Origin of the sequence: Curtobacterium sp. MCBA15_005, assembly GCF_001864855.1 — a bacterium.
In the GTDB taxonomy this organism is placed as follows: Bacteria; Actinomycetota; Actinomycetes; order Actinomycetales; family Microbacteriaceae; genus Curtobacterium; species Curtobacterium flaccumfaciens.
Window position 1 is genome coordinate 14,950 of record NZ_MJGL01000026.1, and the last position, 23,849, is coordinate 38,798.

General features: G+C 71.2%; 20 protein-coding genes. 10 read left to right on the top strand and 10 right to left on the bottom strand.

The window, feature by feature from the left end; translation table 11 throughout:
- Positions 1 to 67 precede the first annotated feature (67 nt).
- Together BIU89_RS11810 and BIU89_RS11815 are read left to right on the top strand one after the other, a co-directional pair.
- Positions 68 to 661, top strand: a complete 594-nt coding sequence (locus tag BIU89_RS11810; protein ID WP_071246762.1) for a MarR family winged helix-turn-helix transcriptional regulator — start codon at positions 68 to 70, stop codon at positions 659 to 661.
- Positions 658 to 1,578: an NmrA family NAD(P)-binding protein gene (locus BIU89_RS11815; RefSeq protein ID WP_071246764.1), complete on the top strand. Its 921-nt coding sequence runs from the start codon at positions 658 to 660 to the stop codon at positions 1,576 to 1,578. The genes BIU89_RS11810 and BIU89_RS11815 overlap by 4 nt, the downstream gene beginning before the upstream one ends.
- Here the strand turns inward: BIU89_RS11815 and BIU89_RS11820 are convergent.
- The 4 genes from BIU89_RS11820 to BIU89_RS11835 all read right to left on the bottom strand — a co-directional run bounded on the left by BIU89_RS11820 (position 1,547) and on the right by BIU89_RS11835 (position 8,240).
- Entirely contained in the window at positions 1,547 to 1,855 is a 309-nt protein-coding gene (locus tag BIU89_RS11820) for a hypothetical protein (RefSeq protein WP_071246766.1), read from the bottom strand. The two genes, BIU89_RS11815 and BIU89_RS11820, sit on opposite strands and share 32 nt — an antisense overlap.
- A 5-nt stretch (positions 1,856 to 1,860) precedes the next feature.
- Positions 1,861 to 2,106, bottom strand: a complete 246-nt coding sequence (locus BIU89_RS11825; protein ID WP_071246768.1) for a hypothetical protein — start codon at positions 2,104 to 2,106, stop codon at positions 1,861 to 1,863.
- A 240-nt stretch (positions 2,107 to 2,346) separates the two neighbouring features.
- Positions 2,347 to 2,703 (bottom strand): nuclear transport factor 2 family protein, encoded by a 357-nt coding sequence (locus tag BIU89_RS11830; RefSeq protein ID WP_071246770.1) that lies wholly within the window; start codon positions 2,701 to 2,703, stop codon positions 2,347 to 2,349.
- A gap of 59 nt (positions 2,704 to 2,762) precedes the next feature.
- Positions 2,763 to 8,240, bottom strand: a complete 5,478-nt coding sequence (locus BIU89_RS11835; RefSeq protein ID WP_071246772.1) for a discoidin domain-containing protein — start codon at positions 8,238 to 8,240, stop codon at positions 2,763 to 2,765.
- A gap of 150 nt (positions 8,241 to 8,390) precedes the next feature.
- Between BIU89_RS11835 and BIU89_RS11840 the strand changes: the two genes are divergently transcribed.
- Positions 8,391 to 9,545, top strand: coding sequence for a low temperature requirement protein A (locus BIU89_RS11840; RefSeq protein WP_175475015.1), 1,155 nt, complete (start codon positions 8,391 to 8,393; stop codon positions 9,543 to 9,545).
- Between the two features lie 178 nt (positions 9,546 to 9,723).
- On the opposite strand, the gene BIU89_RS11845 is transcribed toward BIU89_RS11840, so the two are convergent.
- Together BIU89_RS11845 and BIU89_RS11850 are read right to left on the bottom strand one after the other, a co-directional pair.
- Entirely contained in the window at positions 9,724 to 11,553 is a 1,830-nt protein-coding gene (locus BIU89_RS11845; protein WP_254791614.1) for a BCCT family transporter, read from the bottom strand.
- 54 nt (positions 11,554 to 11,607) lie between these two features.
- Positions 11,608 to 11,892, bottom strand: a complete 285-nt coding sequence (locus BIU89_RS11850; RefSeq protein WP_027464831.1) for a YrhK family protein — start codon at positions 11,890 to 11,892, stop codon at positions 11,608 to 11,610.
- Between the two features lie 353 nt (positions 11,893 to 12,245).
- On the opposite strand from BIU89_RS11850, the gene BIU89_RS11855 reads away from it, so the two are divergent.
- Genes BIU89_RS11855 through BIU89_RS11870 form a run of 4 tightly spaced genes read left to right on the top strand, consistent with a single transcriptional unit; the run spans position 12,246 to position 17,919 of the window.
- Positions 12,246 to 13,517 carry an ABC transporter substrate-binding protein gene (locus tag BIU89_RS11855; protein ID WP_083404336.1) on the top strand — a complete coding sequence of 424 codons (1,272 nt, stop codon included), beginning with the start codon at positions 12,246 to 12,248 and terminating at the stop codon, positions 13,515 to 13,517.
- A 25-nt stretch (positions 13,518 to 13,542) separates the two neighbouring features.
- Positions 13,543 to 14,499: a carbohydrate ABC transporter permease gene (locus BIU89_RS11860; RefSeq protein ID WP_071246778.1), complete on the top strand. Its 957-nt coding sequence runs from the start codon at positions 13,543 to 13,545 to the stop codon at positions 14,497 to 14,499.
- Positions 14,496 to 15,407, top strand: a complete 912-nt coding sequence (locus BIU89_RS11865; RefSeq protein WP_139179021.1) for a carbohydrate ABC transporter permease — start codon at positions 14,496 to 14,498, stop codon at positions 15,405 to 15,407. The genes BIU89_RS11860 and BIU89_RS11865 overlap by 4 nt, the downstream gene beginning before the upstream one ends.
- Before the next feature lie 10 nt (positions 15,408 to 15,417).
- Positions 15,418 to 17,919, top strand: coding sequence for a glycoside hydrolase family 31 protein (locus tag BIU89_RS11870; RefSeq protein WP_083404337.1), 2,502 nt, complete (start codon positions 15,418 to 15,420; stop codon positions 17,917 to 17,919).
- 130 nt (positions 17,920 to 18,049) lie between these two features.
- Here the strand turns inward: BIU89_RS11870 and BIU89_RS11875 are convergent, their stop codons facing one another.
- The 4 genes from BIU89_RS11875 to BIU89_RS11890 form a co-directional block, all read right to left on the bottom strand.
- A complete protein-coding gene (locus BIU89_RS11875) occupies positions 18,050 to 19,096 on the bottom strand; it encodes a LacI family DNA-binding transcriptional regulator (protein WP_083404338.1) in 1,047 nt (348 codons plus the stop codon).
- A 68-nt stretch (positions 19,097 to 19,164) separates the two neighbouring features.
- A complete protein-coding gene (locus BIU89_RS11880) occupies positions 19,165 to 19,878 on the bottom strand; it encodes a GAF and ANTAR domain-containing protein (RefSeq protein ID WP_071246780.1) in 714 nt (237 codons plus the stop codon).
- The gene (locus tag BIU89_RS11885) at positions 19,875 to 20,588 is read right to left on the bottom strand and encodes a GAF and ANTAR domain-containing protein (protein ID WP_083404339.1); all 714 of its coding nucleotides are present in this window, start codon (positions 20,586 to 20,588) and stop codon (positions 19,875 to 19,877) included. The genes BIU89_RS11880 and BIU89_RS11885 overlap by 4 nt, the downstream gene beginning before the upstream one ends.
- Complete coding sequence (locus BIU89_RS11890) at positions 20,581 to 21,369, bottom strand: helix-turn-helix transcriptional regulator (protein ID WP_071246782.1); 789 nt, start codon at positions 21,367 to 21,369, stop codon at positions 20,581 to 20,583. The genes BIU89_RS11885 and BIU89_RS11890 overlap by 8 nt, the downstream gene beginning before the upstream one ends.
- Positions 21,370 to 21,554: 185 nt before the next feature.
- Here BIU89_RS11890 and BIU89_RS18145 point away from each other — a divergent pair, with 185 nt between their 5' ends.
- The 3 genes from BIU89_RS18145 to BIU89_RS11905 all read left to right on the top strand — a co-directional run.
- Positions 21,555 to 21,887: a hypothetical protein gene (locus BIU89_RS18145; RefSeq protein ID WP_071246784.1), complete on the top strand. Its 333-nt coding sequence runs from the start codon at positions 21,555 to 21,557 to the stop codon at positions 21,885 to 21,887.
- Complete coding sequence (locus BIU89_RS11900; protein WP_071246786.1) at positions 21,881 to 22,921, top strand: AraC family transcriptional regulator; 1,041 nt, start codon at positions 21,881 to 21,883, stop codon at positions 22,919 to 22,921. The genes BIU89_RS18145 and BIU89_RS11900 overlap by 7 nt, the downstream gene beginning before the upstream one ends.
- A 134-nt stretch (positions 22,922 to 23,055) precedes the next feature.
- On the top strand, positions 23,056 to 23,849 hold a 794-nt coding region (locus BIU89_RS11905; protein WP_071246788.1), incomplete at its 3' end, for a fatty acid desaturase family protein.

Here is a 23,849-nt window from a genome sequence, read left to right on the forward strand (position 1 = left end):
GCGGCTGTCCGTCTTGATCACAGATGATCTTTGCACAAGACGATCTTGTTCCGGTACGGTCTCCGGTATGGACAATCCGACGCCGACCGATGCACTCCCCGAGATCGACTGGGGTGCCGAGGGCATCGAATCCGAACTCGGGTGGGCGCTGCCGCTGGCGCTCCAGGGCTTCACTCGGCTGGGCAGTGAGGCGGTCGCCGACGTGCCGGGTGGTCCCCGTGGCTACCAGGTGCTCGTCGCGACCACCACCGAGGAACCGTCGTCGCAACTCGGACTCGCGCAGCGCCTCGGGATCGACAAGACCCAGATGACCTACATCGTCGACGCGCTCGAGGCGGGCGGGTTCGTCGAACGTCGCCCCGCCCCGACGGACCGGCGGGTGCGGCAGGTCCACCCCACTGACGCCGGCCGTGCCCTGCTCGCCCGGACACGGTCCGCCCTGCGCGGCGCCGAGGGCGTGCTCATGCGGCACCTCGACGACGACGAGCAGACGACGCTGCGCCGGCTGCTGGCCCGCGTCGCGCTCACCGCCGGGCACGGCACCGCCGGACCGGACCAGGCAGACCCCACGTTCCAACACCCCCTCGCCGTCCCGGAGCGATCCCGACGGCGCACCGCGACGACCACGTCGACCACCACTGCAGTGAGGCCCCGCCCATGACCACCACCATCCTCGTCGCCGGCGCCACCGGCGACCTCGGGCACCGCATCGTCCGCGAGCTCACCCAGCACGACGTGCGGGTCCGGGTCCTCACCCGGCCCGGCAGCAGGACCGCCGCAGAACGCTTCGGCGACGACGCCCGTGTCGACGTCGTCGCCGCCGAGTACGGCGACCACGACGCCCTGACCCGGGCCGTCAGCGGGGCCGACGTCGTGGTCTCCGCCGTGAGCGGGACACGTCCGGTGATCGTCGACGCCCAGCGCGCGCTGCTCGCGGCGACCGTGGCGGCGGGCGTCCGGCGGTTCATCCCGTCCGACTACTCGGCCGACTACCGGCGGATCGCACCCGGCACCAACCGCAACTTCGAGCTGCGGCGCGAGTTCGCCGCCGACCTCGACGCGGCCCCGGTGCAGGCGACCTCGATCCTGACCGGCATGTTCACCGACCTGCTGACCGGCGAGGCCCCGATGGTCCTGTCCGGCCGTCGGCTCGTGCTGTTCTGGTCGTCAGCGGACCAGGTGCTCGACTTCACCACGAAGGACGACGTCGCCCGGGTCACGGCCCTCGCCGCCCTGGACGACGATGCTCCGCGGGTGATCGAGATGGCGGGCGACCAGGTCACCGCCCGCGACGTCGCACGCACCATGAGCGAGCTGACGGGGGAGCGCTTCCGGCTGCAGTGGGCCGGCACCACCGGGACCCTGTCCGCGATGAGCGCCGTCGGCCGGCGCCTGTCGAAGGACCCCGACGAGACGTTCCCGGCATGGCAGGGGATGCAGTACTTCGTGAGCATGTTCAGCGGGCAGGCGCAGCTGCACCACGTCGACAACGACCGCTACGGCGTGCAGTCGTGGACGAGTGTCCGTGACGTGCTCCGCGCACACCTCAGTGGGCAGGGCCACCCGGCGACGGACTGACGGGCGCGGTGTGCGGTCGTCGGCGGCGGAGCAGGAACGCGAGACCGACGACGACGGCCGGCACCAGCGCGAGCGCGGCGAGCCAGACGAGGACGTCCCACTCGGGTGAGAGCGGCACGCCGAGCGTGCTCGACGAGGTCCGCCAGACCTGGTCGCCGGGCCCCTCGTGCTCGTCGGCCCCGGCGACCGGGAACAGCAGCGCCGTCACGATCGTCCAGCCCACCAGCACAGCGACGGCGATCAGCGTCCACGGCCGCGGAGCGGACGGGGCGGACACCTGTGTCACCGGACCGCGGCACGCGAGCGCTCGGCCCGGGCGTCCCACCACGTCGCGACCAAGGCCGCGGCCCCCAGCGCGAGCCCGACGACGCCTGATCCGAGACACGGGATGAGGACGAGGCCGAGGCCGATGTTCGCGCCGCCGCCCTCCGGGCCGTAGGACGCGTCGTACATCAGGGCGCCGACGCCGAGGAACCCCACGGCGAGGAGCACGGTGCTGATCCAGTGGAGCGTGCGAGCTGTGGCCATGGTGGTCGTTCCCCTCGGGATTGCGGTTGACGAATCCTCGCACGGCCGTTCCACCGCACATTCCCGGAGCGGCATCAGTCCCTCGGCACGTGGCCAAACCAGACCGCCCGGATGATCTGCCACACGCAGACCGCGAGCACGACGGAGCCGGTGGCTCGACCATGCCGCACGCCGGGCAGGAGGCCCGGTGCCACCTGGCACCGGGCCTCCAGTCCGTCAGCGACCTGCGGGAGGTGGTGGTCAGGCGGTCAGCAACGTGTAGACCTTCGCGATGACGTCGCCCTCGATGAAGCAGATGTCCATGCCGGACACGACGGGCGGTGCTCCCTCGGGGCCGAAGTGCCAGGCGAGGTACCCCATCCCGTGGTTCTCGTAGACCGGGCCGGCCGGCGAGAACACGAACCCGGGGGCGTCGTCGAGCAGGCGCTGCGCCTTGGCGTGCAGGGCGTCGTGGCCGGTGACGACCTCGTCGGGGTCCAGGAACTCGACGTCCGGGGCGTACGTCCGCTCGATCGCGGCGCGGCGACGCTCGGGGTCCCGCTCCCCGAACACCTCGAACAGGTTGGCGTGCATGAGCGATTCGAGCGGTTGCGACATCGTGTCTCCGTCGGTTGTCGGCTGTTCGGTCGAGTGTGCGTGCAGCGGGGGCGTCAGCGCTACCGGATCTCGAGGTCGTACAGCGAGTAGCCGTACGGGGTCGCCCGTTCGACACCGTGCACGCGGACGTACCGCCACGAGCCGTCCAGGGCGTGCCGGTCGGTCCCGCCGTCACCGTCGGTCTCGGTGGCGAGCGTCGTCCACCCGTCGTCGCCCGCGTTCCGCGCCTCGATCCGGTAGGAGCGTCCGAAGGCGTCCTCCCAACGGAGCACCGCGCCGTGCAGGCTGTGCGGCGCGCCGAGGTCGACGGCGAGCCACTGGTCGTCGGTGTGTCCGCTCGCCCAGCGCGATCCCGGGTCGCCGTCCACGGCGTTGTGCGCGGGCACGCCGTCGCCCTCGTCGGCCGACGCCGACACGCTCGCCCGTCGTGCCAGGTCCGGCGTCGGTTCGCCCTGCGTCGAGGTGACGCGGAGCGCCCAGAGCGAGACGCCGAACGCGGTGTGCCGGCGGTCTGCGACGACCCGGACCCAGCGGCCGGTGACGTCGTCGCCCTCCAGCCGGTGGGTCACCTCGCCGCCGGTCCCGTGGGCTTCCCCCGCGACGGTCCGCCAGGGGGCGTCTTCGTCGTCGCGGATCTGGACGCGGTAGGCCTCGGCCCACGCGGCCTCCCAGTCGAGCTGCACCTGGTCGATCGGCACGACCTGCCCGAGGTCGACCGCCAGCCACTCACCGTCGCGTGCTGCGCTGGCCCACCGGGTCCGGGCGTCGCCGTCCACCGCGTTGCCGCCGGACAGGTCGCCACGCTCGTCCGACGAGGTGGTGACGGGCTTACCAGCGGCCACGTCACGAGAGCGGGCGGGTGCGGTTCCGTCGTCGTCACCGTCGGTCGCCTCGTCGAGGGTCGTGACGGTGGCCGTCCCGGATGCTCCCGGCACCGTGGCCGTGACCGTCGCGGTCACACCGCCCTCGGTCGCTGCGGTGACGACGCCGTCCGGTTCGACACTTCCGCCGCCGTCGACGGCCCACTCCGGGCGGTCCGCGGCGAGCCGCCCGCCGAACCCGTGGCGGTCGAACCCGTAGGCCGCCATCCGGACCGTGTCACCGGTGCGGACGGTCGCGGTGCGCGGCGCGACGAGCACGTCCTCGACGTCGACGGTCGAGGCCGCCGGGGTGCCGGACACGTGCACCTCCCAGATGGAGTACCCGTACCCGGTGAGGCGATCGGTCAGGTGCAGGCGCACGAACCGGGCGGTCGCGCCCACGGCCACCGTGTCCGCGTCGGCGGTGGTCTTGTCGACGGTCCGCACGTCGCGCCAGGGGCCGTCGGCGGTGTCCCGGACCTGCAGCACGTACCGTGCGGCGGCCGCGTTCTCCCAGTCCACCCGCACGGTGTCGACGTCGGTCAGCCGCCCGAGGTCGATCGTGTAGTCGACGTCGTCCACACCGTGCGCGCTCTCCCACCGGGTGCTGCGGTCCCCGTCGACTGCCTTCCCGGCGACGTTCCCACCGTCCGAGGAGCTCGCGTCGACGTCGGCACCCGCTGCGGCATCGGGGATCGACGTCACCGAGGCGACGACCGCCGAGCCCTCGACACCCCCACCGGTCGCGACGACGTACCCGGAGCCCGCGGCGGTGGTCGTCACGGTGCCGTCGCTCCCGGTGCTCCCGGTGCTCCCGGCGCCGGTGTACGACCAGGTGACGTCGGCGGGCAGGTCCGCGGGGTCGCCGTACTGGTCGTGGCCGGCGGCACGGAACCGCTGTGGTGTCCCGACGACGAGCCGGTCGAAGCCGGGCGTGACGTCGAACCCGGTCAGGACCGGTGCCGGTGCGACCCGGAAGGCGTACGACCCGTGCACGCCGCCGACCGTGGCGGTGACCGTCGCCCGCTCCGCGCGCTCCGATGCGCGGTGGAGACCGTCGGCGCTGATCGTGCCGGTGTCGGTCGACCAGGTGACGTCGTCCAGGGCGATGGTTGCGCCGTACTGGTCGTAGCCGGTCGCGGTGAAGGTCGTGGTCGCACCGGGGACGATCGTCTTCGGGGCCCCCTTCGTGCTGACGACCACCTCGGTGAGCCGCGCGTCCAGGTGCGAGGTGATCTGCGTCTGCGCCGGGACCGCGATCTGGCCGATCACCTCGGTGCCCTCGTAGACGTCGTACGTGTGCTGCACGGTGTCGGGGTTGTCGAGCACGTAGCTGATCGTGCCGTCCGGTGCGCGGAACACCTGGCTGAGCGGGTCCGAGGTGTGCCGGTCGGTGACCTCGGTGCCGACGGTCCGGTTCGACATCGCCTGGTGGTAGACGAGGCCGGCCATCGACTGTCCGGTCACGGCCGGGTCGTCGGCCGCCCACAGTGCGGCGTGCACGTCGGCGTAGGTGTCCGGGTCGTACTGCCCGAGGAACCCGAGCACGACGTTGCCGAGGGCGTCACCCATGCCGCTGAACACCCGCGCGGCGTGCTCGGTGTCCTCGCCCGGGGTGTGGTCGGTGAGATCGACGCCGTACAGCTGGTCGATGGTCGCGGTGTCGGCGCGGAAGTCGTCCACCAGGAACGGCATCAGCGGGGACGGCGTCGGCCAGTCCTGGGGCTTCCGGTCGGCGGTGGGACCGTCGAGCTCCGTGGGCACCAGCGAGTCGGGCAGGTTCTCCGGGGTCCAGTACCGGTCCGGGAACACCACCCGTCCGTCGTCGTCCACGCTCACCAGCAGGGTGTCGGTGGCCGGGTCGTACAGGGGGTTCGCCGCGGTTCGCCGGGTGACGTACCCGGGGTGGTTCGTCTCGACCGCGCGGATCGCGTCCTGCAGCTCACCGATCGCGGCCGGGCGGTCGCGGGTGATCTTCACGTCGCCGTAGCTGCCGACGCCCCACCACTTCTTCGTGAGCATCTGGATGCGTGCCGCGTTGCCGTCCGTGACCCCGGCCTGCCCGATGGACTCCGGGCGGGCGGCCATCATCTCGCGCATCAGGGCCTTCGAGAAGCCCGGGTCCCAGCCGAAGTAGTCGAACCACGGGGCGATCGGCATCCACTGGATGCCGGAGATCCAGGCGGGGTCGCCGGAGAAGTACGTGGCGTGGGCCTGCCCGGAGTCGAACAGGATCCCCGCCTGCCCGTGCTCGTACTCGTCCGGGAACGCACCGTTGCCGTCGTACGACGCCGAGGCGGGGTTGCCGCGGACGTTCTGCCAGTAGTCGCGGACGGCGGCCCGCTCGGTGACGTACTGCACCGCACCGGCGGCCTGCATCTCCTCGTCGCCGAGGACCGAGCCGAGCAGGAAGAGCCCCGCCTCGGACTGGATCGCCTCGGACGACGACTCCTGGTTGTTGCCGCCGGGTGACGACACGCCACCGGCGTTCGACCGGCCCTCCCAGACGCCGAACGTGCGCATGTGCGGGAACCGGGCGTCGTCGCGGTCCCAGTTCGCGTACTGCTTCGCGACGAGCGTCGCCATGCCCTGGTACTTTGCGGCCCACTCGTGGTCGACCCGGCCGAGCATGGCGGTCGCGACGGCGAAGTACCCGTAGTGGAAGTGGTTGTCGTTGAACTGGGCCGACCCGTACGAGTCGGCGAACCCGATCAGGGCCTTCCACGTCGGGTACATCGCGAAGAAGTGCTCCGCTTCGCCGTCCGTGTACGTGTACCAGTCGGTCAGGGCGCGTTCGAGGGTGTCCTGCAGCGTCCGGGCGTCCTCGGTGGCACCGATCTGCCGCGCGATCGTCATGTACTCGGCGAGCTGCAGGACGTCCTTGCCGCCCCAGTAGGTGTCCCCGCCGTACGTCGTCTTCGCGGCGTACTCGTGCAGGTACTCGCGCATGACCTCCTCGGAGTACGGGTCGTCGCCGACCGCCTCGGGCGTGGCACCGATCGGCGTGATGCCCGTGAACGCGTAGTCCAGGGTCCAGCCGTCGTGGCCGACGGTGGTCCGCATGGTGCCGCGCGGGGTCTCGTAGGTGGCGCCGGTGAAGCGCAGGTTCGTGGTGGCGTCGGCGTACTGGTGCTGCAGCCAGCCCTGCACGGTGTCGTGGTCGTCGCCCTGCAGCGTGTCGGTGCGGATCGACCACTGCTGGCGGACGTTCGCCGCCGCCGCGTCGTACGAGTACGTCATCGTCGTGTCACGGGGGACCGCGAAGGCGGTGCGGTGCAGGTCGTCCAGAGAAAGGCCATGCTCGGGCACCGCGCTGAGCACCAGGTAGGGCGTGCCCGACGAGGCCTCCAGCGCGTTGCCGACCCGGGTGAAGGTCGTCCCGTCGGGGGCGTGCACGCCGAAGACGTGGCCGTCCTGGCGGATCTCGAACCGGTCCGTCGTCACCGGCAGGTCGAGCGGTTCGCCGTCTCCGTCGGTGATCTCGGCACCGTCCTGCAGGGTGAGGCGCGGGGTCATGCCGTGGAACTCGAACCACTCGTACGGCGAACCCTGCACGCTCGTGACGTCCATGTACTGTCCGCCCGGGCCGTCCTGCGGCATCCGCCAGCTGACGTTCCAGTCGCCCCAGCGGAGCGCATCGGCCTGCTTCGCCCGGAACGTGGTCGCGAAGCGGTCGGCGAGGCCGTCCGGGGCGTCGGTGAGCAGGACCTGGTCGACCAGCACGTGTGCCCACCCGGCCCGCAGGTCGTCGACGATCCGCAGCTGCGCGGACTGCCCCCGGTGTGCGGAGACGTCCCAGCTGTCCCAGCGCAGCTGTTCGCTGTCCGTCCCGGTGCTGCTCGCCACGACGTCGCCGTCGACCAGGAGCTGCACGGCTTCGTGGTCGGGGTGCCGGCCACCGCCGACCAGGAACGCCAGGGTCGAACGGTCGATCGTGAACGCCGGCGAGGTGAGCGTGCCGGTCGCGCCGTCGCCGTCCTCGTCGCTGAACGAGTTCAGGAGGCGTCCGCCGAGCCACCCGGAGACCGCGCTCTGCCCGCTGGCCGTCCCGGTGGCGGTGGCCGTGAAGGCGTCACCGGTCGCGGTCCAGCCGTCGGGCAGGCCGTCCTCGAAGTCGGCGAGGGTGCGGTCGCTCGCGTCGGGGGTCGGCTCCACCGTCCCGCCCACCGTCACGGGGGACTCCAGGCGCATCGCCGTGCCGTCGCTGTTCCACCGCGTCGGGATCGTGAGCTTCGTGCCCGCGGCACTGTTCGACGAGACGAACGGGTACGCCCACATGTCGCCGGAGTACTTGCTGACCAGCAGGTCCGTCCACCACTGGTTCGTCGGCACCGGCTCGCCGGCCTTCGACGGGTCGATGTACAGCCGCTGGTCCAGCGTCTTCCGCACGTCGGCGATGTCCGTGATCTCGTCCGGCGGGGCCGGCGCGTAGGAGCCGGAACCCACCTGCACACCGTCCGCGGCCGGACCGACGCGGGACGAGCCTCCAGGCTGTTCCTGTGGTGCGGCCACCGCAGCGGTCGGATCGGCCGGTGAGCGCGGGGTGTCCGAGGTCGCGGCGTGCGCCGGGGTGACGGCGAACGCCAGCAGCGTGGCGGCGGTCAGTGCGCCGGCGGTGGCGCTGACGGCCGCTCGGCGGAACGACCTGGGACGGACGGCGGGACGCGGTGAGGTCACCGGGACTCCTGTCGGAGGGGTTCGGCCGGACACGACGTCCACGGCCGAGACGGGCTGGTCTGGTGGTGCGGGGCCTGCACACGGACAGATCGGCAGGGCCGGTCCCGCCGTCAGTGGTCCGCGTTCTGGGGATGCCCTACCGTTGGCCCCATGCCGACCATCGGACTCCGCCGGATGGTGCCGCGCGACCCCGACCAGCGACACCGGGCGGCGAGCCCCCTCGAGCTCCTGTTCGACCTGGTGTTCGTCGTCGCGGTGGGCTTCGCCGCCACGAACCTGCACGAGATCGAGCTCGAGGGACACGTCACCTCCGCCGTCCTGGCCTACGGGCTGGTGTTCTTCTCGATCTGGTGGGCCTGGATGAACTTCACGTGGTTCGCCACGTCGTTCGACACCGACGACTGGCTCTACCGCGTGATGACCTTCGTGCAGATGGCCGGGGTGCTCGTCCTCGCCGCCGGGGTGCACGCGGCCATGGTCGAGAACGACTTCACGATCGGCATCATCGGCTACGTCGTCATGCGGCTGGCCCTGGTCGGGCAGTGGATCCGCGCCGCCGCGTCCTCCACCCGCCACCGCCGGACCGCCACCCTGCACGCCGTCGGCATCACGGTCGTGCAGGTGCTCTGGGTGGTCTCCCTGGCCCTGCCCGACGACGTCTGGTCCTACGCGGCACCGTTCCTCGTGCTCGCCGAGCTCTCCGTGCCGATCTGGGCGCAGACCTCGACGGGGACAGCCCCCTGGCACACCCGGCACCTGGCCGAACGGTTCTCCCTGTTCACCCTCATCGTCCTGGGCGAGGGGCTGGTGGCCTCGGCCGGCGCGGTGATCGACGCCGTCGCGCACACCGAGCACCTCGGAGCCCTGCTGGCGCTCGCGGGTTGCGGGCTCGTGATCACCGTCGGCATGTGGTGGATCTACTTCTCCCGCGAGCAGCACGCGCACATCCGCTCGCTGCCCACCGCGCTCGTGTTCGGCTACGGCCACTACTTCGTCTTCGCCGCCGCCGGTGCCCTGCCGGCCGGCATCGAGGTCGCGGTCAGCGCCGACGCTGGCCACGTCGAGCTGTCGTCCGCCTCGGTCGCCGCGACCGTCGCGGTGCCGGTCGCCGTGTTCGTGCTGTCGATCTGGGCGCTCGCGATCCGGCCGTCGCTGTCGGCACGGGCCAACGCCGTCGTGGTGGCCCTGGTACTCGTGGTCCTCGCGTCGATCGCGGTGCCGGCGGTGTCGCTGCCGGTCACGGCGCTCGCCGTGGTGGCGGTCGTCGTGACCCTCGAGGTCGCGTCCGCACGGACCGACACCTGACGCACTGACGGACAGGAGGCACGGTGCCAGCTGGCACCGCGCCTCCCGTCCGTCAGGTGGTTGCGTCGACCGCCCGTGCGCGGTTCCGTCTCCGGTGCGAGGGCACGTTCGTCGCACCGAGAACGGAACCTCGCACCACACGGCGCGTGGCGCCTGCCGCGCCGCGCCGAGCGCCGCGTCAGCGTTCGGGCTGCTCCGTCGCGGGCCCGTCGTCCGACGTCGGACGCGCGTCGAGGCTCGGGTCGACCGCCGGGTCGGCCGAGACCGACGACGGCCGCACCGGGAAGTCGTCGAGCGCGCCGGCCTCCACCGTCGGGGAGGCGGTTCCGCGGCCACCGCGCACGCGGTTCTTCACCGCGGCCCACGGACGGCCGAGGCCGGACCGTGCCGGACGCTCGGTCGGCGCCTCGACCTCGAGGCCGTAGTAGGCGCCGACGTGCTCGAGCAGGACCTCGCGCTCGGCCTTGTCGTAGGCACGGCGCTCGCGGGTGAAGGCGATGATCGTCGACCAACAGGTGAGCAACAGGACGATGCTGAACGGCAACGCGGTCGTGATCGCCGCCGTCTTCAGCGCGTTCAGTCCACCGCTGAGCAGCAGGGCGACGGCGAGCAGTGCAGCGACACCGGCGAAGAAGACCCGCAGCCAGTTCTTCGGCTCGATGTCACCGCCCGACGCGATCATCGCCATCACGAGCGACCCCGAGTCCGACGAGGTCACGAAGAACACGCCGATGAGCAGGATCGCGCCGTAGGTCAGGACCATGCCGGCGGGCAGGTCGCCGAGGACCGCGAACAGCGACCCCTCGATGTCGACCGAGCCGTCCGAGCCGATCAGGCCGCCCGAGCCGTCGGTCTGGCGGTGGATCGCGGTGCCGCCGAGGACGGCGAACCACAGGAACGTGAGTGCGGTCGGCACGAGCAGCACACCGAACACGAACTGTCGGACGGTGCGGCCCTTGGAGATGCGGGCGATGAAGACACCGACGAACGGCGCCCACGACATCCACCATCCCCAGTAGAAGGTGGTCCAGGCGCCCTGCCAGGCCTCGCCCTCGGCACCCTGCTGGGCGGTGACGTTGAACGACAGGCCGACGATGTTCTGCAGGTAGGAGCCGATCGACTGCACGAAGTCACGGAGCAGGAACTGCGTCGGGCCGACGATGAGCACGAAGAGCAGCAGTGCAGCGGCGAGCAGCAGGTTGAAGTTCGACAGGATCTTCATGCCCTTGGTCACACCGGTGACGAGCGAGACGATCGTGACGGCGGTGATCACCGCGATGATCGCGATCTGGCTGACGATGCTGCTGTCGGCGATGCCGGCGCTCTCGAGCCCGGCACCGATCTGGATGACGCCGAGGCCGAGCGAGGTCGCGACGCCGAAGAGCGTGCCGACCAGGGCGATCACGTCGATCAGGTTGCCCCAGCCGCCGCGCACGCGGTTGCCGAGCAGCGGTTCGAGGGCCCAGCGGATCGACACCGGACGACCCCGGCGGTGGATCGCGTACGCCAGGGCCAGGCCGAGGACGACGTAGATCGCCCACGCGTGCAGGCCCCAGTGCAGGAACGTCTGGGTCAGTGCCTGCTGCGCGAGCTCCTTCTCGTTGCCGGTGACGCCGGGGCGCGGGGAAGCGAAGTGGCTGAGGGGCTCGGAGACCCCGTAGAAGACGAGGCCGATGCCCATGCCGGCGGCAAAGAGCAGTGCGAACCACGAACCGGTCGAGAACTCGGGCTCGTCCTGGTCCTTGCCGAGCTTGATGTCACCGAAGCGGCTGAAGCCGACGAACAGCGAGAAGCCGACGAAGAACGCGGCGATCAGCACGTAGTACCAGCTGAAGTTCTTGACGATGCCGTCCTGCAGACCGAGGAACAGCGCCTCGGCGGTGGAGGGGGAGATCAGGGTGAAGGCCACGAACCCCAGCACGATGACGGCGGCGGGCCAGAACACCCACCGCCGCAACTGCGGCGTCGTGGTCACGGGTCCGGGCAGGGGAGGAGTGGTGCTTGCCATGCAGTCCATGGTGCCTGCTCGCGATCCTGTGTGTTCGCCCAGGCGTGTCGTGGTTCAGAAATCGCGCGCGGACTCCGTGGGGTTCCCCCGGCCGACCCGTCCGAGGTGGAGTCTCCGCGACAGCCGGATCACGGGACGGATGAGCAGCTGGATGCTCCCGATCAGGAACAGCCACGTGCCGGCCGTCGTGGTGCTCTCGGAGAAGAAGAGGACGCTGCCGACGATGAACCAGAGCGCGACCATCACGTCGTTGATGATGCTGATGGTCTCGTAGACCCCGCGGATGCGGAGCTCCTCGTGCCCCACCCGGAGTGCGATGTCCCGTTCGTCCTCAGCCATCAGACGATCCTGCCAGCTCCGTGCCGTGTCCGTCCCAGCGGCCGTGCTCGTCCCGAGGGTGCGGCACGCTCCGTGCGAGGTTCCCCACTCCGTGCGGCGCTGCGGGCGCCGCACGGAGTGCGCAACCTCGCACCAGGCGGCGGCTCGCGGCCGTGGACGCGCGGTGCGGCGGCCGGGAGGCGCGGGGCGGGCTGGCACCGTGCCTCCCGTCCGTGGGGCGCATCGACCACTGCCACACGCGATTACAACGTTGACGTACGCTTTACAGCGCTGTAAACAGGACCCTGCGCGACGATGCGCAACGAGGGAGAGACCCGATGGTGGGAAGCAGGACCGCAACACTCCAGGCGGCGGTGAGCCGGCGGGGGTTCCTCGCGGGCGCGGCCGGTGGCATCGCACTCGGCACGATGGCACTCGCCGGGTGCGCGACCCCGGGGCGTGCCGCCGGTGGTGCCACGACGCTCCGCTTCTACGAGCAGAAGCAGGAGGTCATCGCGTACTTCGACAAGCTGCTGCGGGAGTTCGAGGGGGAGCACACCGGCATCTCGGTCGTGCACGACAGCACGGCGGCCATCGCCCCGCAGTTCGTGCGCGGCGAACCGGCGGACGTCGGGTGCTTCAACGACAACCTCGAGCTCGCCCGGTACATCTCGCGCGGCGTGCTCAGCGACCTCAGCGACCTGCCGTCGGCAGCGCGGGTCCGACCGGACATCGACACCCTGACGAACCAGTACGCGAAGTTCGAGGACCGCACGAGCGTGCTGCCGTACTCGCTCGCGGCGGCCGGGGTGATCTACAACAAGCGGATCTTCGCCGAGCACGACCTGCCGGTCCCGACGACGTGGGACGAGTTCGTCGAGGTCTGCCGGACGCTGCAGAAGGCCGGCATCACGCCGATCTACGCCACCGACCGGGACACCTGGACGCTCTGGCAGGGCCTGTTCGACTACTCGGTGGGCAGCCTCGTCGACACCGGCTCGTTCTTCCGCAAGATGAAGGCCCTCGGCGCCGACGTCGGCCCCGACTCCGAGGTGTCGTTCGAGAAGGACTTCGCGGTGCCGATGGAGCGCGCGAAGACCATCTCGTCGTTCTTCAACCGCGACCACGCCACCCGCGCCTACGCCGACGGCAACCTGGCGTTCGGCAAGGGCGAGGCCGCGATGTACCTGCAGGGCCCGTGGGCGCTCGGGCAGATCGCGCTGATCGACGAGGAGCTGCCCGTCGGCACCTTCGCCCTGCCGGTGTCGAACGACCCGACCGACCGCAAGGCCCGGGTCAACATCGACCTCGGGCTCTGGATCCCCACGGCGTCCGAGCACCCGGAGCAGGCGAAGGAGCTCGTCGAGTTCCTCATGCAGCCCGAGGTCATCGACGCCTACAACCGCGACAACCTGGCGTACTCGCCCCGCATCGACGCACCGCCGCAGCAGGACGAGCGCCTCGCCGGCCTGCAGCAGTACGTCGACGACGCCGCGTTCTACCAGGGCGCCGGCACCTTCATCCCCACGTCGATCCCGCTCGGCAACTACCTGCAGTCGGCGATCCGGAGCGGGGACTTCACCTCGATGCTGCAGCGGCTCGACTCGGACTGGCGGCGGCTCGCCGGCCGTTCCGCGACGGTCTGAGCCGGACCAGGACACAGGAGCCACCATGACCATGCAGACCCCGCTCTCCCGCGACACCGACCCGGCAACGTCCGGACCGGCGACCGCGGCGTCCCGTACGCACCGTCGTGTGGGTTCCCTCCACCGGACGGAGGGCATGTACTACCTGTTCCTCGTGCCGGCCCTCGTGCTCTTCACGGCGTTCGTCGTCGCCCCCGCCTGCGTCGGCGTCTTCTACAGCTTCACCGACTACCTGGGGTTCGGGCAGTGGGACTTCATCGGCGTCGAGAACTACAGGGCGCTCGTCTCCGACCCGGCGATCCTGGCGTCGTACGGCTTCACGCTCGGCTTCGCGGCCGTCACCGTCGTCGTCACGCAGGTCGTCGCGCTGTCCCTGGCGATCGCCCTGGCGAAGAAGATCCGGTTCGCCGCCGGGTTGCGGTCGGTGTTCGTCATCCCGATGGTGATCTCGGGGATCATCGTCGCCTACGTGTTCAACTTCCTGTTCTCGAACACCGTGCCGGCCCTGGCCACGAGCGTCGGTTTCGGCCCGCTCGAGCAGAGCATCCTCGGCGACCCCAACCTCGCCTGGCTCGCGATCGTGATCGTGTCCGCCTGGCAGACAGTGCCCGGCGCGCTCCTCATCTACACGGCGGGCCTGACGTCGATCCCCGAGGAGCTGTACGAGGCCAGTGCGCTCGACGGCGCGACCGGCTGGAAGCAGCTCCGCTCGATCACGCTCCCGCTGCTCGGCGGCTTCATCGTCATCAACACCGTGCTCGGCGTGAAGGGCTACCTCGGTGCCTACGACGTGATCGTCGGTCTGACCAACGGCGGCCCCGGCAGCGCGACGAGCAGTGTCGCGATGACCATCTTCGGCGGCTTCACCGGCGGCGACTACGCCTACCAGATGGCGAACGCGACCGTGTTCTTCATCATCACCGTCCTCATCTCCGTGCTGCAGCTCGCGGCGACCCGCGGAAGGAACCTGCGACTCGCATGACCGCCATCGACACACGACCCCCGACCGACACCCGCGCCGTGGCCACCGCCGGCGGCGGACGTTCCGGCCGCGGCCACCGCCGACGACTGGGCGGCACGAACTGGACGCTGACCGTGGTCCTCGGCCTCGCGTCGCTGACCGTGCTCATCCCGCTGTACGTGACGCTCTCGATGGCGTTCAAGACGACCGAGCAGTCCGTCGACGGCAACGCGCTCTCGCTGCCGTTCCCGTTCAACCCGGGCTCCTTCGCCGAGGCCTGGCAGCTGACCCGGTTCCCGGTGTCCTTCTCGGTGTCCCTGGGCGTCGCGGCGCTCACCGTCGTCGCGACGCTGCTGCTCAGCTCGTTCGCCTCGTACGCGATCGTCCGGAACTGGCACAAGCGGTTCTTCCGGTACTCGTTCGTCTACCTGCTCGCGGCGATGTTCCTGCCGTTCCCGGTGGTGGCGCTGCCGCAGATCAAGCTGACCGCCGAGATCGGCCTCGACAACCCGATCGGCGTCGGGATCCTGCACGCCATGTTCCAACTGTCGTTCAGCGTGCTGCTCTACTCGGCGTACCTGCGGTCGATCCCGGTCGAACTCGAGGAGAGCGCCCGCATCGACGGGGCGTCCACGTGGCAGATCTTCTGGCGGATCATCCTGCCGCTCCTCGGCCCGATGAACGCGACGGTCGGCATCTTCGCGTTCCTGGCATCGTGGAACGACTTCATGATGCCGTCGCTCATCACGGCGGATCCGGGGTTGCAGACCCTGCCCGTGGTGCAGAACATCTTCCAGAGTCAGTTCGGCACCAACTACAACGTCGCCTTCGCCTCGTACCTGATGGCGATGGCGCCCACGATCATCGTCTACCTGTTCGCGCAGCGCTGGGTCATCAGCGGCGTGACGCAGGGCGCGGTCAAGAGCTGAGAGGCACCACGTGAGCAGCAGCACCACCGGCAGCAGCACCACCGGCACCACCGGGGCGGTCCTCCCCACCATCCGTCCGTTCCCGGGTTCGGACCCGGTCGCCGACCCCGCAGCCGTCGTCACCGGCGACCACTGGCGCATCACCGTGCTCGACGCCGGGGCCTTCCGCATCGAGTGGAGCGACGACGGCGGGTTCGAGGACCGCGCATCGACCTTCGCGATGCGCCGCCGCCTGCCCGTGCCGGCGTTCACCGTGGAGCGGACGGCCGCCGCCGACGGCACCGGCACCGCCGCCGGCGTCGTCGTCACCACCGACCGCGCCCGCCTGCGCTACGACGGCCGTCCCTTCAGCCCGAGCGGCCTGGTCGTCGAGACCACCGGCCCGGACGCCAACCGCTGGCGCTGGGGACAGGAGCCGCGCGACCTCGGCGGCACCGGCCGCACCCTCGACGACGTCGACGGCCGGATGCCGCTCGAACCGGGGATCCTGGCCCGTGACGGCATCACCGCGCTCGACGACAGCGAGTCGTTCCTGTTCGCCGACGACGGCTGGATCGGCACGCGGGTCCCCGGGCGCCGCGACGTCACGGTCTTCGCGTACGGCCGCGACTACGACGCCGCGCTCCGCACCTACCATGCCGTCTCCGGGCCGCCGTCGCGGATGCCGCGGTGGGCACTCGGCAACTGGTGGAGCCGGTACCACCCGTACAGCGACACCTCGTACCTCGAGCTGCTGGACCGCTTCGCCGACGAACACCTGCCGTTCTCGGTCGCCGTCATCGACATGGACTGGCACCGGGTGGACTCCGTCCCGCCGCGCTTCGGCAACGGCTGGACGGGGTACTCGTGGGAGCCGTCGCTGTTCCCGGACCCGCGGGCGTTCCTCGCCGAACTGCACCGCCGGGGGATGCGCACGACGTTGAACCTGCACCCGGCCGACGGTGTCCGGGCGTTCGAGGACGCCTACCCCGCGGTGGCCCGGGCGATGGGCGTCGACCCGGAGACCGAGCAGCCGATCCCATTCGACCCGACGGACCGCCGGTTCCTGCAGGCCTACTTCGAACAGCTGCACCGCCCGCTCGAGGAGCAGGGCGTCGACTTCTGGTGGATCGACTGGCAGCAGGGCCGTGAGACCGGGCTGCCCGGGGTCGACCCGCTGTGGCTGCTCAACCACTTCCACCTGCTCGACTCGGCGCGGCACGCGGCATCGGGTGACGCCGACGCAAGGCCTGACGACGGCGCGGACACGGCTCCAGACGACGAAGGAACAGCAGCCCCCGTCGACGGCATGACCTTCTCGCGCTACGCCGGCCCCGGCAGCCACCGGTACGCCGTCGGGTTCTCCGGCGATGCCGTCGTGTCGTGGGCGTCCCTGGCGTTCCAGCCCGAGTTCACCGCCACCGCCGCGAACATCGGCTACCCCTGGTGGAGCCATGACATCGGCGGCCACACCCGTGGCGTCCGCGACGACGAGCTCGCCACCCGCTGGGTGCAGTTCGGGGTGTTCTCACCGATCATGCGCCTGCACTCCGCGAACAACCCGTTCATCCGCAAGGAGCCGTGGGTGTTCCCCGCCGAGGCCCGCGCCGCGATGGGCGAGGCACTCCGCTTCCGTCACCGCCTGGTGCCGTACCTGCACACCATGAACCACGGCACCGCCGAGGGCACCGCACTGGTCCGGCCGCTGTACCACCTGGAGCCGCGCCGCGACGAGGCGTACCGGGTGCCGAACACCTACGCGTTCGGTTCGGAGCTGCTCGTCGCCCCGATCGTGACGCCGCGCGACCCGGTCAGCCGGCGCGGGGTCGCCCGGGCCTGGCTGCCGCCCGGCACCTGGACCGACGTCTTCACCGGCACGGTGTACGCGGGCGACCGGTTCGTGGACCTGCACCGCACGCTCGACACGGTGCCGGTCCTGCTGCGCGCCGGTGGGATCCTGCCGCTCGCGGCGGCCGACCAGCTCGACGCCACCGTCAACCCGACGGCGTTCGAGGTCCTCGTCGCGCCGGGTGCGCCCGGCGAGTTCACCCTGGTCGAGGACCACGAGGGCGAGGGCAGCCGCACCGCCCGGACCCGCCTGACCTGGGACCCAGCGCACGCCGAGTTCCGGGTGCACGCCGCCACCGGGGTCCTCGACGTCGTCCCCGCCCACCGCGACTGGCGGATCACGTTCCTCGCCGCGCCGGTCGACGGGCAACCGACGTCGGCACGTGCGGCCGACCGGTTCTCGGTCGACCTGTCCGTCGACTCGGCGTCGGGCGGATCGGTCACGCTGGTCGGCGCTCCGGTCGTCGGTGTCGACGCGCGGGAGGCCGTGCGGTGGGTCCTCGAGGGCGCGCAGGCCGGCAACCCGGAGAAGCTCGAGGCGTGGGAGGTCGTGGTGAAGGACCTGCCGCGTGCGGACCGCATCGTCGAGCTCGGCACCGTGGGCCTGCCCGACGCCCTGCGGGACGTCGTCGTCGAGCTGCTCGGCAGCGTGCACCCGGGGGAGTCGGCTCCCGCAGGCCGCTGACGGCAGTCGACGGGGGAAAGGCGGACGGGCGCGGCTCGCTCAGCAGTGTCGCGCCAGCGGCACGCGGGCCGCGCCGACCGAGCCTGCGAGGGAGGGGTGGCGGCACCGCCACGGGCCTCCAGTCCGCCGTTCACGCGCTCTGGTGCGCCGCCCGGTCGGACGTGCCGTCCGCGTACGGCGCGCTCTCGCCGACGAGCAGGCGGTGGCCGACCGTGACCAGCCGGCCGGGCACGTCTGAGCCGTCCATCCGCTCGACCAGCAGGTCGAGCGCGGTGTCGGCGAGGGCCACCGTGTCGGGCGCGACGGAGGTGAGGCTCGGCACCAGGCTCGACCCGAGTCCGACCGCGTCCCACCCGACGACGGCGACGTCGCCGGGGGCGTCCAGGCCGCGCAGGCGCATCGCCCGGAGCGCCCCGAGCGCGGCCAGGTCATCGCGGCAGAGCAGACCGTCGACGCGGAGTCCGGCGTCGAGCGCGGCGCCGAAGGCGACCTCGGCACCGGCGGCGTCACCGACCTCGCGGGGGACCAGCAACGCGTCGTCGAGCGGCAGACCCGCGGCGACGAGTCCGGCACGGTAGCCGTCCAGACGCAGTCCGGAGGTGCGCGACGACGGGCCGGTCTCGTGCCCGAAGAACCCGATGCGGCGGCAGCCGAGCGCCACCAGGTGCGCGACGGCCTCGGTGGCGGCCCCGGCGTTGTCGATCACGACCTGGTCTGCGTGCGGGGGCCGGACGTCCTCGCCGAGGAACACCACGGCGGTGTCCCCGCGGATCCGGTCGATGGCCTCGGGTGTGAGCACCTGCGGGTGGATCACGACCCCGTCGACCACACCGGCCTCGCGTCCCCGCACCGCTGAGCGTTCACCGTCGGGGTCGCCGCCGGTCTCCTCGAGCAGGAGCTGGTAGCCGCGGTCGGCGCACACCCGCGAGAACACGTGGGCCAGTTCGGCGAAGTACGGACGCCGCAGGTCGGGGAACGCGAAGGCGAGCATGTTCGAGCGTCCGGTCGCCAGGGACCGCCCCGAGACGTTCGGGCGGTAGCCCAGCTCGTCGATCGCGGCCTGCACCCGGCTGCGCATCGGGTCGCTGACGTGCTGGTAGCCGCGGACGACGTTGGACACGGTCTTCATCGAGACGCCGGCGTGTGCGGCGACGTCCTGCAGCGTGACCTTGCCCATCCGCTCACCGTAGCGGGCGGGACTCACCGGACGCGTCGGACCGGCCGGGCCGTGCTCGCTCGTGGTCGTCAGGGGACGAGTCGGCGCTGCACGATCGCGCGGGCGACCTCGGAGAGCGGCTCGTGGTGCTCGAGCGCGTACCCGCGGATCACCGCGAAGGCGTCCTCGATCGAGACGCCGCGCAGGTACGACACGACGCCCTTGGCCTGCTCGATCACCTCGCGCGACCCGATGGTCCGCTGCAGCTGCGCGCGGACGATCTCGTGCTCGCGCAGGGACCGTTCGTGCAGGATGCCGATCGTCGCCACGTCCGCCAGGGCCCGGGCGACGCGCAGGTCCGACTCCGTGAGGGCACCGACGCCGGCCCCGAACAGGTTGAGCGTGCCGATGACGTTGCTCCCCAGCCGGAGCGGGACGGCGTGCACGGACCGGAACCCGAGCGCGAGCGCACCCGTGCGGAACATCGCCCAATCCGCCGGTGCGACCTCGATGTCCGGGCACGTCACGACCCGTCCGGTCGCGAACGAGGTCATGCAGGGGCCGGCCTCGGCGTCGAGCTGCAGCACCTCGACGAGACGGGTCGCCTCGGAGGTGGAGGCCACGACCTCGAGTTCCTGGTCGTCGTTCGCCAGCAGGATGCCCGCGGCGTCGATTCCGAGCACGTCGGCGCACGTCTCGACCAGGGTCTGCAGCAGTTCCACGACGTCGTACGCGTCCACCAGGGTGTCGGCGAGCGACGTGAACGTCTCGAGGATCAGGGCTTCTCTGCCTGCCGTCGTCACTGGACCTCCTCGATCAGGTCGCCTCGCTTCTCGAACCGGACCGTGCCGTCGAGGATCTCCTCCGCCACCCGCCGCATCGTCGTCCGGCGGGCGAAGGCGTGGCCCTGCAGCAGCAGGTAGGCGTCCTCGGGGCTGATGTCGAGCTGCGCGAGCACGACCCCGGTGGCCTGGTGCACCACGCGCCGCGACGACGGGCTCCGATCGAGAAGTGCGTCGTCCTCGTCCGCGATGGAGCGGAGTGCCCGGCGCAGGACCCGACGGCTGACGGCCGAGGCGAGGGTCATCGCCTGCCGCACCGTGTCGTCCTCGATCGTGGCGGGCTGCGGCACGTACACGTCGACCGCGCCGAGCGGGAACGGCCCGAACGCGACCGGGAACGCGAAGACCGCGCCGACGGGTTCGTTCCGGACGGCTTCGTTGAAGGCGGGCCACGCGGCGTTCGGTCGACGGACGACGTCGGTCTCCAGCACCGGGGCGTCGTTCGCCAGCGCGGTCCAGCAGGGTCCTTCGGACAGGTCGAACTGGATCTCGTCGACGCGGGTGGCGACGTCGTCGGTCGCGGACACGGTCTCGCTCGGGCACAGTTCACCGAACGTCGAGATCGAGACACCGCCCATCGGCAGCGCGAGCGCGAACGGCCGACTGAGTTCGTCGTCGGCGATCTCTGCCGACCGGAGCGCACGGAGTGCACGCTCGAATGCGTCATCCATGGGCGCCTTCCCTGCCGTCTCTCGATCCTACGCGCTGGTCGGTGTCGGACGATCCGGACGGCGCAGGCACGTTCGGCGGTGGGCCGGCGCGCCAGGCCGGCAGCTCTGCGGGCGGGTACGACCCCTGCTCGTCCTGCACCCGGAGCATCGCATCGAGGGCGACGAGGCTCACGCCCGGTGTCTCACGCACCACCGTCCGCACCGCGTTGCCGAGCAGGAACGCCATCAGGTCCTCGCTGCCCCCATCCGGTCGGTAATCACGCCACGGCCCGGCCCCCGCGCGTTGCAGGGCACCGGCGAGCACCGCCTTCGCGTCGTCGACGTCGACCTCGCAGTCGAGCACCAGGCGGAAGCGTCGCTGGCTCCGGTCCGACAGGCTCGGTGCGCCGTCCTCGTCGTCCTCGGGCACGAAGGAGCGCAGCGCCGACGACGGCGCGATGCCGTACGCCGCGCGGAACGCCGCGGCCATCCGGCCCGCGTTGCTGAACTGCCAGCGCTCGGCGATCTCCGCGATGGTCCGCCGGTCCGGCGCACCGGACGCCGCCTGCAGGTCACGACGGACCCCCTCGAGGCGCACGGCGCGCAGGAAGGTTCCCGGGGACTGCCCGATCTCGGCCTGGAACCGCTTCTGCAGGCTCCGCGGCGACAGCTGCACGGCCGCGGCGACGTCGGCGACGGTGATGTGGGTCGCCGCCTGCTCGTGGACGAACCGCATCGCATCCCGGACCGCACGCGAGAGTCGGGGCGGGCCATCCTGGGTCGCGCTGCTCCCGTCGCTCATGTGCCGACCGTACGGGACCCGCCGATGGCGCGCTCCCAGGGCTCCGATCGAGGCCGCGGATGATCCACCTTGCGCGGTACGAAGTCAACCCCTGACATGACCGGAATCGTCCTGTCAATACTGAAAGTGTCTCGTGCACCGCCGTCGAAATCGGTGCGCCACATCGAACCGACAGGGAGGGCGCGATGGGACACCGCCAGGGATCCACGACCGTGATGACCGAGGCTGCCGTCTGGCAGCAGGTCGTCCACACCGATCGGATCCGGGCGCTCGCCGCGACGGACCCGACGGACATCCGTGTCCAGCCGGTCGACGCCGGCTGCTGGCGGGTCGTCGACGCCGCAGCTGCATGGGGGGACCCGGACATGCTCCTCGGCTTCATCGAGCGCACGGTGGACGGTTTCGACTGCACGCTCATGGCGGCGCTGCACGAGCACGACCGGCGAGCGAGCCTGCAGGACGCCCGCGCCTGGTTCGAACACCGCTGCGGACAGCACGTCGACGAGGCATCGTGCTGACCGCGGTCCACGGGACCGACGGCGCCCGGACCGTCACCGCGCGGATCGACGCGCAGCGACGCCGCACCGAACGATCCGGTACCGACCGGGCCTTCGCCGCACGCGTGCTCGCCCAGGCCGGGCACGGCCGTGACGTGCGGTTCGACGTCGAGGACGACGCCTTCCGGCTGCCGTTCCGGTTCCGCTACCGGACCCGACGGGACGGTTGCGTGAGCCTCGTCACGGCATCGGCGACCTCCGGCTTCTCCGGGGTCTTCGAGCCCATCGACCGCATCGTCGTCGGGTGGTCGAGCACCGGCGGTGTCCGCATCGCCGTCAAGGACGGCGTCGTCCTCGAGACCCGCCCGGGCACGCCCGTCCTGATGCCGACGTCCGGGGAGTTCTCGGTGCGCGCTCCGAAGGGCACGCTGCAGCTCGTGAGCATCGACCGGTCGCTCCTCGACCAGGTGCGCTCGTCGCTGGGAGCAGCGTCCGAACTGCCGACGCGGGGTGCTGAGCCCGCCGTCGCGGCCCTCGAACACCTGCGCCGGTGCGTCGAGCAGGTGGCCGTCACCGCGACACGCGACGGGTTCACCTCCGGCGCCCGGACCGGTGCGCAGGTCGCGCTGGTCGAGGCCGTGCTCGGAGCCTTCGGGGTGCGGACGCCCGCGGTCCTCCGCCGTGCGGTGACGCCGTCGACGGTCGAGCTCGCCGAGGCCTACCTCGAAGGACACTGCGAGCGGACGTTGTGCCTGGCCGACATCTGCGACGCCGTGGGTGTGAGTCCGCGGACCCTGCAGACGGCGTTCATGCGGGAGCACGGTGTCTCGCCGATGACGTTCCTGCTGCGGATGCGGCTCGACCGGGTGCACGCCGCGCTGGAGTCCGGCAGCCGGCACGAGACCAGCGTCAGCGAGGCCGCGATGGCCTGGGGCTTCCGGCACCTGGGTCGGTTCTCGGGGACGTACTTCCGTCGGTTCGGGGAGTACCCGGGGCAGACGTTGCGCGCATCGTCCGGTCGGTGCGCGGACGGTCCGGAGCGCCACGCGGGCTGAGTTCGTGCACGACGCAACGTGTTCTGGACACCACGGTGAACACGCAAGTTCGGCCCCTAGGGTCGCCGCAAGCGCAATCGCGTGAACTCCCTCGAACCGGTTGAAGGACCGCTCCGTACCGGAAGGCGGTCCACATGACCACCACTCCGCTCGCTCCGGGTTACACCCGCACTCGTCCCGCTACGGGGGCCCGCAAGGGCAACTCGACCTACTCCGCGCTCCTGGCGCAGGTGAAGGAGAACGGCCTCCTGCGCCGTCGTACCGGTTTCTACTGGGCACTGTTCGGCGCACTCGTCGGCAGCCTCGCCCTCACCTGGGTCGCGTTCGCGTTCCTCGGCGACTCGTGGTTCCAGCTCATCGTGGCCGGCGCGCTGGGCGTGCTGTTCACACAGTTCGCGTTCCTGTCGCACGAGGCTGCGCACCGTCAGGTGTTCGAGTCCCAGAAGTGGAACGACCGCGCGGGCCGCTGGCTCGGCACGTTCCTCGTGGGCCTGAGCTACTCGTGGTGGATGAACAAGCACACCCGCCACCACGGCAACCCCAACACCGTCGGCAAGGACCCGGACATCGCCCCCGACGGCATCCGGTTCCTGCCCGAGGACGCCGCCGCCGTCAAGGGCGGCGCGATGAAGACCTTCATGCGCTTCCAGGGGTGGCTCTTCTTCCCCCTCCTCACACTCGAGGGCCTGAACCTGCACCGCTACGCCGTGATGTCGATCGTCACCGGCAACGGCACCAAGGCCGACAAGAAGCACCGCCTCATCGAGGGCGCCCTGCTGGTGGCGCGGTTCGCGATCTACCTGACGGTCGTGTTCTGGTTCCTGCCGTTCGGGATGGCGTGCGCGTTCCTTGGCGTGCAGCTGGCCGTGTTCGGCGTGATGATGGGCGCCTCGTTCGCCCCGAACCACAAGGGCATGCCGACCATCGC

Excerpts from the sequence above, each read along its gene's own strand:
- BIU89_RS11810 (WP_071246762.1), top strand. The coding sequence starts at position 68 with ATGGACAATCCGACGCCGACCGATGCACTCCCCGAGATCGACTGGGGT.
- BIU89_RS11815 (WP_071246764.1), top strand. The coding sequence starts at position 658 with ATGACCACCACCATCCTCGTCGCCGGCGCCACCGGCGACCTCGGGCAC.
- BIU89_RS11825 (WP_071246768.1), bottom strand. The coding sequence starts at position 2,106 with ATGGCCACAGCTCGCACGCTCCACTGGATCAGCACCGTGCTCCTCGCC.
- BIU89_RS11830 (WP_071246770.1), bottom strand. The coding sequence starts at position 2,703 with ATGTCGCAACCGCTCGAATCGCTCATGCACGCCAACCTGTTCGAGGTG.
- BIU89_RS11840 (WP_175475015.1), top strand. The coding sequence starts at position 8,391 with ATGCCGACCATCGGACTCCGCCGGATGGTGCCGCGCGACCCCGACCAG.
- BIU89_RS11845 (WP_254791614.1), bottom strand. The coding sequence starts at position 11,553 with ATGGCAAGCACCACTCCTCCCCTGCCCGGACCCGTGACCACGACGCCG.
- BIU89_RS11850 (WP_027464831.1), bottom strand. The coding sequence starts at position 11,892 with ATGGCTGAGGACGAACGGGACATCGCACTCCGGGTGGGGCACGAGGAG.
- BIU89_RS11860 (WP_071246778.1), top strand. The coding sequence starts at position 13,543 with ATGACCATGCAGACCCCGCTCTCCCGCGACACCGACCCGGCAACGTCC.
- BIU89_RS11865 (WP_139179021.1), top strand. The coding sequence starts at position 14,496 with ATGACCGCCATCGACACACGACCCCCGACCGACACCCGCGCCGTGGCC.
- BIU89_RS11875 (WP_083404338.1), bottom strand. The coding sequence starts at position 19,096 with ATGGGCAAGGTCACGCTGCAGGACGTCGCCGCACACGCCGGCGTCTCG.
- BIU89_RS11885 (WP_083404339.1), bottom strand. The coding sequence starts at position 20,588 with ATGGATGACGCATTCGAGCGTGCACTCCGTGCGCTCCGGTCGGCAGAG.
- BIU89_RS11890 (WP_071246782.1), bottom strand. The coding sequence starts at position 21,369 with ATGAGCGACGGGAGCAGCGCGACCCAGGATGGCCCGCCCCGACTCTCG.
- BIU89_RS18145 (WP_071246784.1), top strand. The coding sequence starts at position 21,555 with ATGGGACACCGCCAGGGATCCACGACCGTGATGACCGAGGCTGCCGTC.